The following is a 14,067-nucleotide window of genomic DNA, read 5'->3' as shown; positions in this document are numbered from 1 at the left end:
TCCTTGTCCGGGACACCAAAGCGCTTACGCGCTCGCCATGTCCGGGAAGACCGCCTCGATCTTGGTCTTCAGCGTCGCCGCATTGAACGGCTTGACGATGTAGTTGTTCACGCCGGCCTTCTTGGCCGCGATCACGTTCTCGGTCTTGGATTCTGCCGTGATCATGATGAAAGGCGTGGTGGCGAGGTTCGGATCCGCGCGGACTTCGCGCAGGAGGTCGTAACCCGTCATCGGCTCCATGTTCCAGTCGGAGATCACGAGCCCGTACTTCTTGCCACGCATCTTGTTCAGCGCTGCCGAACCGTCGCTGGCATCATCGATGTTCTCGAAGCCAAGCTGCTTCAGCAGATTCCGGATGATACGGATCATGGTGCTGTAGTCATCCACCACCAGAACCGGCATCGACAAATCAACCGCCATCTCGACTCCCCCAACGCATACCCAGGAATTTTACGATCAGACCCGCCAGGCCGGAGCCCGGCAGTTCCACGCCTCAAGGACTAGCATCAAGGCGTTAAACAGCGCGTTAATTGGGGACGCCTCCGAAGGATTGAGATCGTGTTCAATGTCTGCGCTCCCCCGCTTGACTTCGTCAGGCCGGTCGAGCCACGGTCCGGGCCGGTCCTGCCCGGTTCGAGAATTTCCCCTGATGGCTCCGCCTTTTACCGTTATCCGCGACACAACGCCGGATTCCGCGATCCCGAGGGGCGCCGTGGTCGCCATGGGCAATTTCGACGGCGTTCATCTCGGCCATCGCGCCGTGATCGCGGCAGCCCTGGAGATGGGCCGGACGCATGGCCGCCCTGCGCTGGCATTGACCTTCGAGCCGCATCCGCGGCGGTTTTTCAGCCCCAACACCCCGCAATTCCGACTGACGGACGAGCGGGCCAAGCTGCGGCTGTTGGCCGGCGCCGGGCTGGCCGGCGCCGTGGTCATGACCTTCGATAAGGGGCGTGCCGGAACCAGCGCGCAAGATTTCATTCACCATGACCTGATCGGGCGTCTCGGCGTCAGCGGCGTCGCGGTCGGTTACGACTTCCATTTCGGCAAGGGACGGGTCGGCTCGCCGAGCCTTCTCGTCAACGAGGCGCCCCGGCTCGGCATCGAGGTCGACGTGCAACCGCATGTCGATATCGACGAGCGGCCCGTCTCATCCAGCGCGATCCGGATCGCCCTCGCCGAGGGCCAGCTCGACGACGCGACCACCATGCTCGGCGCGCCCTGGTTCATTACGGGCGAGGTCATCCATGGCGAAAAGCGCGGCCGCGACCTCGGCTATCCCACCGCCAACATTCGCCTGGACGCCAATTGCGGGCTCAAGCACGGCATCTACGCGGTGCGGGTCGGCCGCGGTGCCGAGCATCTGGACGGGGTGGCCAGCTTCGGCCGCCGCCCGACCTTCGACAATGGCGCCCCTCTCCTGGAAATCTTCCTGTTCGCCTTCGAGGGCGACCTCTACGGGCAGCTCCTCGACTGCGCCTTCATCGGCTTCATCCGCGAGGAGCTGAAATTCGACAGCCTGGAGGCCCTGATCCGCCAGATGGACGACGATTCTGCCCGCGCCCGCGCCATCCTGGCCGCCGCCCCAGACGCGTTTCCGAGGCTGGGCGTGATCGATTGAGCCTGAAACCGGGCCACCCGAACCTTTGCGCTTCCCTTGGCCCCCTGCTATGGAGAGCCCATGTTTGCGCGGCGCATCATAGGGATTAGCGGCCCGGCTTCCGCCTGAGCCTTTGGCTCGGCGCAAGACCGGGATTTTGTCGTTTCACTCCCGCGATTCCGCATCGCCATCCGTTCCCGCGCCCTTCCGAGCCAGTCAGCCTCATGTCCGAAAAGCCGCAGAAGTCCCAAAAGTCTGAAGCCAAAGACTATTCGAAAACCCTGTTCCTGCCGCAGACCGAATTCCCGATGCGCGCCGGCCTGCCGCAGCGCGAGCCGGAGATCCTCAAGCGCTGGTACGAGATCGGCCTCTACGAGAAGCTGCGCCAAGCTGCGAAGGGCCGCGCCAAGTTCGTGCTGCATGACGGCCCGCCCTACGCCAACGGCAACATCCATATCGGCACGGCGCTGAACAAGATCCTGAAGGATCTGGTCACCAAGAGCCAGCAGATGCTCGGCTTCGACTCCAACTACGTGCCGGGCTGGGACTGCCATGGCCTGCCGATCGAGTGGAAGGTCGAGGAGGAGCACTATCGCAAGAAGGGCAAGCAGAAGCCCGACTTCCGCGACAGCGCCGCAATGATCGATTTCCGGAAGGAGTGCCGCGCCTATGCCACGCACTGGCTCGGCGTCCAGCGCGAGGAGTTCAAGCGCCTGGGGGTGATCGGCGACTGGGACCATCCCTACGCCACCATGAGCTATCCCGCCGAAGCCCAGATCGCACGCGAGCTGATGAAGTTCGCCGCCAACGGCACGCTCTATCGCGGCTCCAAGCCGGTGATGTGGAGCGTGGTCGAGAAGACCGCGCTGGCCGAAGCCGAAGTGGAGTACGAGGACCACACCTCCGATACGGTGTGGGTGAAATTCCCGGTGACCTCGCCCGCGCACGGTGCGCTCGCCTCCGCAAGCGTCGTGATCTGGACCACCACGCCCTGGACGCTGCCCGGCAACCGCGCCATCTCGTTCTCGCCGAAGATCGCCTACGGCCTCTACAAGGTGACGGACGCGCCCGCCGACAATTGGGCCAAGACCGGCGATCTCCTGATCCTCGCCGACGCGCTCGCGGAAGAGGTCTTCAAGCAGGCGCGCGTGACGGCTTTTGAGAAGGTCCGCGAGGTCCCCGGCGACACCATGGACGCGATCGAATGCGCTCATCCGCTGAAGGGCCTTGGCGGCGGCTATGACTTCATCGTGCCGCTGCTGCCCGGCGACCATGTCACCGACGACACCGGTACCGGCTTCGTGCACACGGCGCCCGGCCATGGCCGCGAGGACTTCGATGTCTGGACGGCGCAGGCGCGCGATCTCGACGCGCGCGGCATCAACACCGCGATCCCCTACACCGTCGACGAGAACGGCGCCTACACCGATCATGCGCCGGGCTTTGCCGGCAAGCGCGTCATCAACGACAAGGGCGAGAAGGGCGATGCCAACGAGGCCGTGATCAAGGCGCTCGTCGACAGAGGCATGCTGCTCGCGCGCGGCCGGCTGAAGCATCAATATCCGCACTCCTGGCGCTCCAAGAAGCCGGTGATCTTCCGCAACACGCCGCAATGGTTCATCGCGATGGACAAGCCGATTGTGGACGCCCCGGGCAAAGCCGGGGCTACGGACATCGCGATGGGCGGCAAGACGAAGAGCGGCGACACCCTGCGCGCCCGCGCGCTGCACGCGATCTCGGTGACACAATGGGTGCCGCCATCGGGCGAGAACCGCATCAACGGAATGATCGAGGCGCGTCCCGACTGGGTGATCTCGCGCCAGCGCGCCTGGGGCGTGCCGATCGCCGTGTTCGTGCGCGAGAAGGGCGACGGCTCCGCCGAGATCCTCCAGGACGAGGCCGTCAATGCGCGCATCGGTGAAGCGTTCGAGAAAGAAGGCGCCGACGCATGGTACGCGAAGGGCGCGCGCGAGCGCTTCCTCGGGACGCGCGCGAACGAAGACTGGCAGAAGGTCGACGACATCCTCGACGTCTGGTTCGATTCAGGCTCGACCCACGCCTTCGTGCTCGAAGACCCCGTGCATTTCCCGGGGCTGTCAGGCATCAAGCGCAAGGTCGACGGCGGCACCGACACGGTGATGTATCTGGAAGGCTCGGACCAGCACCGCGGCTGGTTCCACTCCTCGCTGCTGGAGAGCTGCGGCACGCGCGGCCGGGCTCCTTACGACATCGTGCTGACCCACGGCTTCACCCAGGCCGAGGACGGCCGCAAGATGTCGAAGTCGCTCGGCAACACCATCGAGCCGCAGGCCGTCATCAAGGAGTCCGGCGCTGACATCCTGAGGCTCTGGGTCGCATCCAGCGACTACACCGACGACCAGCGCATCGGCCCCGAGATCCTGAAGAACACCGTCGAGACCTATCGCAAGCTGCGCAACACCGTACGCTGGATGCTGGGCACGCTGCATCACTACAAGCCGGCCGACGCAATCGCGCCCGCCGAGATGCCCGAGCTGGAGCGCCTGATGCTGCACGAGCTCGCGGTGCGCGCCGCCGCGATCGGCAAGGCCTATCGGGAGTTCGACTACAAGACCGTCGTCGCGATCCTGTCCGCCTTCCTGAACAGCGAGCTCTCCGCGTTCTACTTCGACATCCGCAAGGACACGCTCTATTGCGATCCGCCCTCGTCGCTGACGCGCAAGGCGGCGCTGACGACCATCGACCTGTTGTGCGCCTCGATCCTGAAATGGCTGGCCCCGATCCTCAGCTTCACCGCGGAGGAAGGCTGGCGCATGTACCGGCCCGACGCCGAGCCGTCCGTGCATCTGACGCTGTTCCCGACCGATCTCGAAGACCTTCGCGACGACAAGCTCGCCGCAAAATGGGAGACGATCCGCAACGTCCGCCGCGTCGTCACCGGGGCACTCGAGCTCGAACGCGCCGCCAAGAACATCGGGTCCTCGCTCGAAGCCTCGCCGGTGATCTATGTCGCCGACCGCGACATGCTGATGACGCTGTTCGACACCGATCTCGCCGAGATCTGCATCACCTCGAACTACGAGGTGCGTGAGGGCGAGGCGCCGGCTTCGGCGTTCCGTCTCGATGCCGTGCCCGGCGTTGCGGTCGTGGTGGAGAAGGCGGTCGGCACCAAATGCGCCCGCTCCTGGAAGATTTCGCCGACGGTCGGCGAAGACCCTGAATACCCCGACGTCACCCCGCGCGACGCGAAGGCGCTGCGCGAATGGAAGGCGCTGGGCGTGAGCGTCTGATCCCGAACCATGACCCCGTTCCGCGCCGGCATCCTCTCCGCCGTGGTCACGCTCGTGGCCGACCAGGCCTCGAAGCTCTGGCTCCTGAACGTGTTCGATCTCGCCCATCGCGGCGCGGTGCGGGTGACGCCGTTCTTCGACCTGGTGCTGGCCTGGAATATCGGCATCAGCTTCGGCTGGCTCCAGAACGACAGCCAGGCAGCGCAGCTCGCGCTGATGGCCGTCAAAGGTATCGCGGTAATCGCACTGGCGATCTGGATGGCCCGCTCTCACACCGTGCTTGCTACGATCGCGCTCGGCCTGATCATCGGCGGCGCCGTCGGTAACGGCATCGACCGCCTGGCCTATGGCGCGGTGGTGGACTTCGCCCTGCTCCACATCGAGATCGCCGGAAAAACCTATAATTGGTATGTGTTTAACCTCGCCGACGTGGCCATCGTTGCTGGGGTGGCGGCGCTATTGTATGATTCTTTCCTGGGGGTACCCGCCGCAAAAGCGCCCTGATCCCGGCCGATACGGACCGGCAGGTGGAACCCGGCTCTTGCGAGGGTTAGAGCCGCTTACGGGCGGCAATCTGCCACGATATGGAACAGGTAACATGATGCGCAGCTCGAAGACCAGCGGTTCGATGGTTGGAGATCCCCGGTGGGGGTTCTGGCGGGCGTTGAAATTGTCTGCTGTCGCGCTCGGTATTGGCCTCGTCATGTCGACCGGCGCGGCCCGCGCCGGTGACGACGACGACGAGGAAGACGATATGACCTTCGAAGAGAGGCTCATCGACAATCTGATGTCCGGCATCGGCGCCAAGAGCATGGAGAAGAAAGGCATCGAATACCGCGAGCGCTCGCCGCTGGTCGTGCCGCCCAAGCTCGATCTGCCGCCGCCTGCGACCGAAGCCAAGGCTGCGCCCAACTGGCCCAAGGACCCCGAAGAAAAGCGCCGCAAGGAAGCCATCGCCGCGCGCAAGAAGGCCAACAAGGTGCAGGAAAGCTGGCAGGCGGCCCAGCCGCTGACCCCAGCCGAGATGAAGGCCGGCCAGGTCGCCGCAGCGCCCCGCACCAGCAACGATCCGATTCAGCCGGGCACCAACGGCAACCCCTCGCTAAGCCCCGCCGAACTCGGTTTCACCGGCGGTCTGTGGAACATGATGAAGGGCGGCAACAGTTCCGAGTCCAAGGAATTCACGTCGGAGCCGCCGCGCCAGTCGCTGGTCGAGCCGCCGCCCGGCTACCAGACGCCGTCGCCGAACTACGCCTACGGCGCGGGACCGGACAAATCGCGGCGGATGTATTACGACATCATGTCCGGCAAGGAGAAGGAACAATAGCGTTCCTGTCCACTGCGACACCCTGAATAAAGCGAAGCCGGCGCCGGCGTCTCCCCGCGCGCCGGGCGCAGTCGTAAATTGCCTATCAGTAACTTGCCTACGAGCTGCGTTCTCTGCTTCGTGACGCGAAGCCTCAGCCGCACGGTGTAGCATGCCGTGCCTCCGAGCCGGACATCCGGGCTCGGCCCTTCAAAAGGATTGTGATGTCCTCTTACCGATCGGCTGCCTGCCTCCTTGCCGCGCTGCTTTCGACGAGTGTCCTCTCAGCCGGCGCGTCCCTCGCCCAGACCACGGTAACATCGGCCCCACCCGCCAGCTTCACGCTCGGCAACGGCATGCAAGTCGTGGTGATTCCCGATCACCGCACGCCCGTCGTCACCGAGATGATCTGGTACAAGGTCGGCTCGGCCGACGAGACGCCCGGCAAGTCCGGCCTCGCCCATTTCCTCGAGCACCTGATGTTCAAGGGCACCTCGAAGCATCCGGCCGGAGAATTCTCCCAGACCGTGCTTCGCATCGGCGGCAACGAGAATGCTTCGACCTCGGTCGACTACACCAACTACTACCAACGTGTGCCGAAAGAGCAGCTGCCGACCATGATGGAGTTCGAGGCCGACCGCATGACGGGCCTCGTCCTCAAGGACGAGAACGTGCTGCCCGAGCGCGACGTCGTGCTCGAAGAGTACAACATGCGCGTCGCCAACAATCCGGATGCGCGGCTGAACGAGCAGATCATGGCCGCGCTCTATCTCAATCATCCCTACGGGCGTCCGGTGATCGGCTGGCATCAGGAGATCGAGAAGCTCGATCGCGAGGATGCGCTTGCGTTCTATCGCCGCTTTTATGCGCCGAATAATGCGATCCTGGTGATCGCCGGTGACGTCGACGCCGCCGAAATCCGCCCGCTCGTCGAGCGCAATTTCGGCTCCATCCCGGCGCAGCCCGCGATCCCGGCACGGCGCGTCCGCCCGCAGGAGCCGGAGCCCGCCGCCCCGCGCACCGTCACGCTGGCCGACCCGCGTGTCGAACAGCCGAGCATGCGGCGCTATTATCTGGTGCCCTCCGCGACCACGGCGGCAGCCGGCGAGAGCGCGGCCCTCGACGTGCTGGCGCAGCTGATGGGCAGCGGCAGCAATTCCTATCTGTACCGCGCGCTCGTCGTCGACAAGCCGCTCGCGGTCTCCGCCAACGCCAGCTATTCGAGCATCTCGCTCGACCCGACCCAGTTCGCAATCTCCGCTGCGCCGAAACCCGGCGTCAGCTTCGCAGAGGTTGAGCAGGCGGTCGACGGCGTCATTGCCAGCGTTGCGCAGAACCCGATCCGCGCCGAGGATCTTGAGCGCGTGAAGACCCAGCTCATTGCCGAAGCCATCTACGCCCAGGACAACCAGGCGGTGCTGGCGCGCTGGTACGGCGGCGCGCTGACCACGGGCCTGTCGATCGAGGACATCAGGAGCTGGCCCGATCGCATCCGCGCCGTCACCGCCGAGCAGGTCCGCGCCGTTGCGCAGAAATGGCTTGAGAAGAAGCGCTCGGTGACGGGCTACCTGATCAAGGACACCGCCACCGCCAAGCGCGAGGAGAAGCGTTCGTGACCTATCCCTTCTTTCGACGCGTTGCATTCTCCCTTGCCACCGGCGCGACGTTCGCGCTCGCCGCAATCTCGCCGTCACATGCCGCCGCAAAAATCCAGCACCTGATCTCGCCCGGCGGCATCGAAGCCTGGTTCGTGCAGGACGCAACCGTACCGCTGATCGCGATGGAATATTCCTTTGCCGGCGGCTCGGCGCAGGATCCCAAGGACAAGCCCGGCGTCGCCAATCTGGTCGGCGACCTCCTCGACGAAGGCTCCGGCGATCTCGACTCCAAGACGTTCCATGAACGGCTCGACCGCCGCGCCATCGAGCTCTCGTTCAACGCGACGCGCGATACGTTTCGCGGCAGCCTGCGCATGCTGCGCGACAACAAGGACGAGGCCTTCGACCTGCTCAGGAGCGCGCTGACCTCGCCGCATTTCAACACCGCCGACGTCGAACGCATCCGCTCGCAGGTCATCTCGGGCCTGCGCCGCGAGACCACCAATCCGACCTCGCTGGCGAGCCGCAAGTTCCTGGAAGTCGCCTTCGGCGAGCATCCTTACGGCCGGCAGACCAACGGCAACCTCGACAGCGTGCCGACCATCACGGTCGCCGACATGAGGGATTATGTCGGCCGCGTCCTCGCCAAGGACGGGCTGAAGATCGCGGTCGTCGGCGACGTCGATCCGGCGACCCTGGGCAAGCTGCTCGACCACACCTTCGGTAGCCTGCCTGCCAAGGCCAATCTGACGCCGGTCCCCGACGTCGAGGCTGCGAAGCCCCCGCAACGCGCCTTCGTGACGCTCGACGTGCCGCAGACCGTGATCACCTTCGGCGGCCCCGGGGTGAAACGCAGCGATCCGAATTTCATGGCGGCTTATGTCGTCAACCACATCCTCGGTGGCGGCGGCTTGTCCTCCCGGCTCTATCGCGAGGTCCGCGAGAAGCGCGGGCTGGCCTATTCGGTGTTCGAATCGCTGCTCTGGATGGAGCATTCGGCGATCTTCATCGGCAACACCGGCACCCGCGCCGACCGCGCCGGCGACACTATCGATGCGATCGAGAAGGAGGTGCGCCGCATCGCTGAGCAAGGCCCGACGCAGAAGGAGCTCGACGAGGCCAAGTCCTACCTCAAGGGCTCGCAGATGCTGGCGCTCGACACCTCCTCCAAGCTGGCCCAGGCGCTGCTGCAATATCAGCAGGACAAGCTGCCGATCGACTATATCGAGAAGCGCAACGCCATCGTCGACGCCGTGACGCTGGACGACGCCAAGGCGGCCGCCAAGCGCCTCTGGGGCCAGGGGCTACTGACCGTCATTGTGGGCCGCGCCCCGCAGGCCGCGGCCCAACCGGCGGCTGCGACTCCGAAGTCGAACTGATCTCTTCTCCATGTGCGTCCTGAATGGCCGGGCCCTGCCCGGCCATTTGCGTTTGCATGAGCACCATTGCCGAACCTGAACGTCCGCGATATGTCCAGACATCACGGATGGTGCTACATGCTGCGGATATCCCGCAATCTCGTCATCGACGAGGACGATATCGAGATCGGTTTTGTCCGCGCCTCCGGCCCGGGCGGGCAGAACGTCAACAAGGTCGCGACCTCGGCACAGCTGCGCTTCGACACGCGCAAGCTGACCTTGCCGGAGGACGCGGCCCTGCGGCTTGCGCGCCTTGCCGGCCAGCGCATGACCAAGGACGGCGTCATCGTGATCCAGGCGCAGCGCTTCCGCACCCAGGAGCGCAACCGCCAGGATGCCATCGACCGTCTCACGGAGATGCTGCGCGAGGCGATGATCAGGCCGACGCCGCGGCGCGCGACGCGGCCGACCTTCGCCTCCAAGCAGCGCCGGCTCGAGGGCAAGAAGCGCCGCAGTGACGTCAAGGCAGGACGCGGCCGGAGCTTTGACGACTAACTGGCGCGGCAAAGCGCTCCGGCCGCGAGACGACCGGAGCTCTGCCGATTCACCCGGCGGGACTAAAGCGCGATGCGATTAGGATGAATCGTCATCGCGCTTTAGGTTGTTGTTTGAGCATGATCTTTTCGGAAAACCGCTGCGCACTTTTCCGGATCATGCCTTAGTAACGTTTGGACGGGGCTGCGCCGCCCGTCGCGGCATCGTCGGCCGTTCCTTTGTGCGTAGCGCTGCCCGTGGTGCCGACCGTGCCCCTGGTGCCTTTGGTCGACTTCATGCCGGTTTTCTCACCCGCCGCGCCCGCCTGAGGACTCTCGTCGCCGCTGCCCATGGTGCTGCCCTGCATCGGTTTGCTCTGCACGGTGCCGCCTGTCTTGGCAGGTGGCGCGCCTTGCGCGAGAACGGGCGTGGCAACGAGAGCCGATAGAGCGCATGCGATCATCGAGGTCTTGACCAACTTCATCCATTTCTCCTGGATTCTTTCGCGAGGAACGGCTCGGCGGCTCCCCACACCGCTCATCTGCACCGGCCATGTCATCGCGTAGAGAGTTCGAGCGGCGTGATCGTCATGCAATCCGGATGGTGTGGTGATCGTTTAGGGATTTGACGGCGGTTTCGCGGAATTGTGCTCCGCATATAAGGCGCCGCGGAACATCACACGGCCCAAGACATCTCCGTTCGCCGCGAAACAGCCCGCTACTACCACCTCATCTCTGACGCCGATTAGAGTTTGCACACGCTGGATTTGACGTGGATGAGCAAGCTCTTGGCGATGCGCACGATCGTGCTGGGATTGTGCACCGCGATGGTGCTGATGGCGCGAGGCGCCGACGCGCAGATGCCATTGCCGGCGGCAAGGCCGCCGGATGGCGCGACGCTGTTCAAGCAGCAATGCGCGGTGTGCCATACCACCAATCTCTCGGACCCGATGCGACAAGGTCCGCCGCTGGTCCGGATCGTGGGCCGGGCTGCCGGCAAGGTCGAAGGCTTTCATTTTTCAGACGGCCTCGCCAAAGCTGACTTCACTTGGGATGAGACCCGGCTGGACGCATGGCTGGCCAATCCGCAAACCGTCATCCCCGGTGTGATCATGGCCTATCGGCAGGCCAGGCCCGAGACGCGCGCCGCCATCATCACTTACCTCAAGGAGCTGAACTGAATGGCAAAGCCAGTCCATTCCATGATCCGCGTGCTGGAGGAGGCGCGCTCGCTCGACTTCTACAGGCGTGCCTTCGGCCTGGAGGTCACTGACCATCTGAAGTTCGCGGATTTCGCCCTGATCTATCTGCGTCACCCCTCCTCACCTTTCGAGGTCGAGCTGACAGTGAATTTCGATCGCAAGGAGCCGTACCAGCTCGGCGACGGCTACGGCCATCTCGCCGTGGTCGTTGAAGACGTAGATGGCGAGCATGCCCGCTTCGAGCGCGAGAAGCTCGCACCGGGACCCTTACGCGATTTCAAGCACGACGGCCGAACGCTGGCGCGCTTCTTCTTCGTCAGTGATCCCGATGGCTACAAGATCGAGGTGATCCAGCGGGGTGGCCGTTTCAACTGATCAAACCAAAATCAAAATCTACGGAGGACATGCCATGAGAGAAGTCGATCGTCGAAGCAAGCACAGCCGCCGCGTCTTTCTCAAGGGCGCGGCGACCGCCGTGCCGGTCGCAGCCGTTGCGACCAGCGTCGGAGTCAGTATCGACAACGCCTGGGCCGAAGAGACGAGCGCACTCTCGCCCGCGACGATGAAGACGCTGCTGAAGGTCGCGCGCGATATCTATCCGCACGACGTGCTCGGCGACAGCTACTACATCACCGCGATCAAGCCGTGGGACGGCAAGGCGGCGAAGGACGCGTACGTCAAATCTCTGATCAGCGACGGCATTTCCCGGCTCGATCAGAACGCGCGCGACCGCCACAAGGTACCTTATGTCGAAGTGGCCTGGGAAGCCGACCGCGTGGTGCTCCTGAAGGAGATCGAGCAAAGCGCCTTTTTCCAGAAGGTGCGCGGCGATCTCGTCGTCTCGCTCTACAACCAGAAAGAGGTCTGGCCGCGGTTCGGCTACGAGGGCTCTTCCGCCGAGCTCGGCGGCTACATCAACCGCGGCTTCGCCGACATCGACTGGCTGCCGAAGGCTTAGATCGCCACCCAACGGTTCAGGAGAACGCATATGGCAAAATTCGATCTGAACGACTCCAGCGTTGTGGTGATCGTCGGCTCCGGTGCCGGCGGCGGCACGCTGGGCAACGAGCTCGCGCAGAAGGGCGTCAAGGTCGTCATTCTCGAGGCAGGTCCCCGCATCGAGAACCACGACTTCATCAACGACGAATGGGAGAGCTTCTCCCAGCTCGCCTGGACCGATGCGCGCACCACGTCGGGCACATGGCGCGTCGCCAAGGATTTTTCGGGTCTTCCCGCGTGGATCGTCAAGGCGGTCGGCGGCTCGACCGTGCATTGGGCCGGCGCCTCGCTGCGGTTCGACGAGCACGAGTTCAAGGTGAAGAGCACCTACGGCAACATTCCCGGCGCGAACCTCCTGGACTGGCCGGTCACGCTTGCCGAGATGGAGCCGTGGTACGCCAAGGCCGAGAACAAGATGGGCGTGACTCGCACCAACGGCATTCCCGGACTTCCCGGCAACAATAACTTCAAGGTGCTGGAGGCCGGCGCCAGGAAGCTCGGCTACAAGACCGTACACACCGGCAACATGGCCATCAACAGTCAGCCGCGCGACGGACGCGGCTCCTGCCAGCAGATCGGCTTCTGCTTCCAGGGCTGCAAATCCGGCGCGAAATGGTCGACGCTCTACACCGAGATCCCCAAGGGCGAGGCGACCGGCAATCTCGAGGTCCGCCCCGGCAGCATGGTGGTGAAGATCGATCATGATGCCACTGGCAAGGTCACCGGCGTCGTCTACGCCGACGAGCAAGGCGCGATGCAACGCCAGAAGGCGCGCATCGTGGCTGTGGCCGGCAATTCGATCGAGAGCCCTCGGCTGCTGCTCAACAGCGCCTCCACGATGTTCCCCGACGGCCTCGCCAACTCCAGCGGCCAGGTCGGCCGCAACTACATGAGGCACATGACCGGCAGCGTCTACGCGGTGTTCGAAAAATCGGTGCACATGTATCGCGGCACCACCATGGCCGGCATCATCCGCGACGAGGCCGCCAACAACCCGAAGCGCGGCTTCGTGGGCGGCTACGAGATGGAGACGCTGTCGATCGGCCTGCCGTTCATGGCGGCGTTCCTCAACCCCGGCGCCTGGGGACGCTCGTTCACGTCAGCGCTCGACGGTTATCCCAGGATGGCCGGCATGTGGCTGGTCGGCGAGGACATGCCGCAGGAGACCAATCGCATCACGCTCGATCCGGTCGTGAAGGACAAGTTCGGTCAGCCGGTCGCGAGCGTGCATTTCGACGACCATCCCAACGACGTCGCGATGCGCGCGCATGCCTACAAGCAGGGAGCCGCGGTCTATGACGCCGTCGGCGCCACCGTGACCTATCCGACACCTCCCTATCCGAGCACGCACAATCTCGGCACCAACAGGATGAGCGAAAAGCCCCGGGACGGCGTGGTCAACAAGTTCGGACAGAGCCACGACATCAAGAATCTGTTCGTCTCGGACGGCAGCCAGTTCACCAGCGGCGCGGCCTGCAACCCGACGCTGACCATCGTCGCGCTGGCGATCCGGCAGGCCGACTACATCGCCGGTGCGATGCAGAAGAAGGAGATTTGATCTTACCTACATTGCCAGAACGGCGTTGAGGAGAGATTGGGTATTCACACGCTAAGGTGTCGTCCCGGCCTGGTGCGCGATTGCGCAACTGGCCGGGACGACATCGAGAATGCGGGTATGGCTCTCGCTGTAGGGACTATTCGGCCGCGTCGAGAATGGGCGTAACCGTGGCCTTGAACTCCTGGACCGGCGCAACACTTCGAGACCGATAGATCAGGCACGAGCACCGCAGCAGCGAGGCGAAATTGTTGACCTCGCCATGATGGTCGAGCACCTCGTTGTAGAGCGTGGTCAGGAACTTGCCGAGGCTCATCCTCTCCTTGGCCGCGATCTCCTCCAGCGTGTCCCAGAACGCCATTTCCAGACGGATCGACGTGCAGTGCCCACCGATCCGCAAAGACCGGGTCTGGGATTCGTAGTCGCGTTGGGGCTGATGCGCGAAGAGATGGCACATGGCGTCCTCCCATCCTGTTGCCGTTTTTTCACGATGCTACACCGCTGCCGGTGCCTCCACAATCGCGACCACGGCCGAAAGCCGGCTCATCGACGTCGCGGCATTGTCCCGAACGCCCAATGTCTTCAATGTGATAGGGGGCCTTCTTCCCCAGCCCGTCACGCGACTGTTGCCCAACACATGCTTTTGA

Annotated in this window: 14 protein-coding genes; 11 read left to right on the top strand and 3 right to left on the bottom strand. The window is 64.2% G+C overall.

The window, feature by feature from the left end; all coding sequences use genetic code 11:
* Positions 1-24: 24 nt before the first annotated feature.
* Complete coding sequence (locus tag ACSHT2_RS25110; protein WP_008567674.1) at positions 25-420, bottom strand: response regulator; 396 nt, start codon at positions 418-420, stop codon at positions 25-27.
* Positions 421-649: 229 nt separating this feature from the next.
* On the opposite strand from ACSHT2_RS25110, the gene ACSHT2_RS25105 reads away from it, so the two are divergent.
* The 7 genes from ACSHT2_RS25105 to arfB all read left to right on the top strand — a co-directional run bounded on the left by ACSHT2_RS25105 (position 650) and on the right by arfB (position 9,686).
* Entirely contained in the window at positions 650-1,621 is a 972-nt protein-coding gene (locus ACSHT2_RS25105) for a bifunctional riboflavin kinase/FAD synthetase (protein WP_440637188.1), read from the top strand.
* Positions 1,622-1,824: 203 nt separating this feature from the next.
* Positions 1,825-4,869 (top strand): isoleucine--tRNA ligase, encoded by a 3,045-nt coding sequence (gene ileS / locus ACSHT2_RS25100; protein ID WP_440637187.1) that lies wholly within the window; start codon positions 1,825-1,827, stop codon positions 4,867-4,869.
* A 9-nt stretch (positions 4,870-4,878) separates the two neighbouring features.
* On the top strand, positions 4,879-5,373 hold the full coding sequence (gene lspA / locus ACSHT2_RS25095) for a signal peptidase II (protein WP_440637186.1): 495 nt from the start codon (positions 4,879-4,881) through the stop codon (positions 5,371-5,373).
* 97 nt (positions 5,374-5,470) lie between these two features.
* Positions 5,471-6,196: a hypothetical protein gene (locus tag ACSHT2_RS25090; protein ID WP_440642926.1), complete on the top strand. Its 726-nt coding sequence runs from the start codon at positions 5,471-5,473 to the stop codon at positions 6,194-6,196.
* Positions 6,197-6,399: 203 nt separating this feature from the next.
* Positions 6,400-7,791: a M16 family metallopeptidase gene (locus ACSHT2_RS25085; RefSeq protein WP_440637185.1), complete on the top strand. Its 1,392-nt coding sequence runs from the start codon at positions 6,400-6,402 to the stop codon at positions 7,789-7,791.
* Positions 7,788-9,152, top strand: a complete 1,365-nt coding sequence (locus ACSHT2_RS25080; RefSeq protein WP_440637184.1) for a M16 family metallopeptidase — start codon at positions 7,788-7,790, stop codon at positions 9,150-9,152. The genes ACSHT2_RS25085 and ACSHT2_RS25080 overlap by 4 nt, the downstream gene beginning before the upstream one ends.
* 117 nt (positions 9,153-9,269) lie before the next feature.
* Positions 9,270-9,686, top strand: coding sequence for an alternative ribosome rescue aminoacyl-tRNA hydrolase ArfB (gene arfB, locus ACSHT2_RS25075; protein ID WP_028176613.1), 417 nt, complete (start codon positions 9,270-9,272; stop codon positions 9,684-9,686).
* A gap of 163 nt (positions 9,687-9,849) precedes the next feature.
* On the opposite strand, the gene ACSHT2_RS25070 is transcribed toward arfB, so the two are convergent.
* A complete protein-coding gene (locus ACSHT2_RS25070) occupies positions 9,850-10,149 on the bottom strand; it encodes a hypothetical protein (protein ID WP_440637183.1) in 300 nt (99 codons plus the stop codon).
* Positions 10,150-10,458: 309 nt separating this feature from the next.
* On the opposite strand from ACSHT2_RS25070, the gene ACSHT2_RS25065 reads away from it, so the two are divergent.
* Genes ACSHT2_RS25065 through ACSHT2_RS25050 form a run of 4 tightly spaced genes read left to right on the top strand, consistent with a single transcriptional unit; the run spans position 10,459 to position 13,423 of the window.
* Complete coding sequence (locus ACSHT2_RS25065) at positions 10,459-10,845, top strand: c-type cytochrome (protein WP_440642925.1); 387 nt, start codon at positions 10,459-10,461, stop codon at positions 10,843-10,845.
* Positions 10,846-11,241 carry a VOC family protein gene (locus tag ACSHT2_RS25060; RefSeq protein ID WP_440637182.1) on the top strand — a complete coding sequence of 132 codons (396 nt, stop codon included), beginning with the start codon at positions 10,846-10,848 and terminating at the stop codon, positions 11,239-11,241.
* Between the two features lie 34 nt (positions 11,242-11,275).
* Positions 11,276-11,824, top strand: a complete 549-nt coding sequence (locus tag ACSHT2_RS25055) for a gluconate 2-dehydrogenase subunit 3 family protein (RefSeq protein ID WP_440637181.1) — start codon at positions 11,276-11,278, stop codon at positions 11,822-11,824.
* A gap of 30 nt (positions 11,825-11,854) precedes the next feature.
* Positions 11,855-13,423, top strand: coding sequence for a GMC family oxidoreductase (locus ACSHT2_RS25050; protein WP_440637180.1), 1,569 nt, complete (start codon positions 11,855-11,857; stop codon positions 13,421-13,423).
* A 136-nt stretch (positions 13,424-13,559) separates the two neighbouring features.
* Here the strand turns inward: ACSHT2_RS25050 and ACSHT2_RS25045 are convergent, their stop codons facing one another.
* Entirely contained in the window at positions 13,560-13,877 is a 318-nt protein-coding gene (locus ACSHT2_RS25045; RefSeq protein WP_440637179.1) for a ribbon-helix-helix domain-containing protein, read from the bottom strand.
* Positions 13,878-14,067 lie beyond the last annotated feature (190 nt).

The sequence above is a fragment of the Bradyrhizobium sp. PUT101 genome (assembly GCF_052043945.1).
Taxonomy (GTDB): Bacteria; Pseudomonadota; Alphaproteobacteria; order Rhizobiales; family Xanthobacteraceae; genus Bradyrhizobium.
This window is presented reverse-complemented; position numbering and strand designations above follow the sequence as displayed.

Excerpts from the sequence above, each read along its gene's own strand:
- ACSHT2_RS25110 (WP_008567674.1), bottom strand. The coding sequence starts at position 420 with ATGGCGGTTGATTTGTCGATGCCGGTTCTGGTGGTGGATGACTACAGC.
- ACSHT2_RS25105 (WP_440637188.1), top strand. The coding sequence starts at position 650 with ATGGCTCCGCCTTTTACCGTTATCCGCGACACAACGCCGGATTCCGCG.
- ileS (WP_440637187.1), top strand. The coding sequence starts at position 1,825 with ATGTCCGAAAAGCCGCAGAAGTCCCAAAAGTCTGAAGCCAAAGACTAT.
- lspA (WP_440637186.1), top strand. The coding sequence starts at position 4,879 with ATGACCCCGTTCCGCGCCGGCATCCTCTCCGCCGTGGTCACGCTCGTG.
- ACSHT2_RS25090 (WP_440642926.1), top strand. The coding sequence starts at position 5,471 with ATGCGCAGCTCGAAGACCAGCGGTTCGATGGTTGGAGATCCCCGGTGG.
- ACSHT2_RS25085 (WP_440637185.1), top strand. The coding sequence starts at position 6,400 with ATGTCCTCTTACCGATCGGCTGCCTGCCTCCTTGCCGCGCTGCTTTCG.
- arfB (WP_028176613.1), top strand. The coding sequence starts at position 9,270 with ATGCTGCGGATATCCCGCAATCTCGTCATCGACGAGGACGATATCGAG.
- ACSHT2_RS25070 (WP_440637183.1), bottom strand. The coding sequence starts at position 10,149 with ATGAAGTTGGTCAAGACCTCGATGATCGCATGCGCTCTATCGGCTCTC.
- ACSHT2_RS25065 (WP_440642925.1), top strand. The coding sequence starts at position 10,459 with ATGCGCACGATCGTGCTGGGATTGTGCACCGCGATGGTGCTGATGGCG.
- ACSHT2_RS25060 (WP_440637182.1), top strand. The coding sequence starts at position 10,846 with ATGGCAAAGCCAGTCCATTCCATGATCCGCGTGCTGGAGGAGGCGCGC.
- ACSHT2_RS25055 (WP_440637181.1), top strand. The coding sequence starts at position 11,276 with ATGAGAGAAGTCGATCGTCGAAGCAAGCACAGCCGCCGCGTCTTTCTC.
- ACSHT2_RS25050 (WP_440637180.1), top strand. The coding sequence starts at position 11,855 with ATGGCAAAATTCGATCTGAACGACTCCAGCGTTGTGGTGATCGTCGGC.
- ACSHT2_RS25045 (WP_440637179.1), bottom strand. The coding sequence starts at position 13,877 with ATGTGCCATCTCTTCGCGCATCAGCCCCAACGCGACTACGAATCCCAG.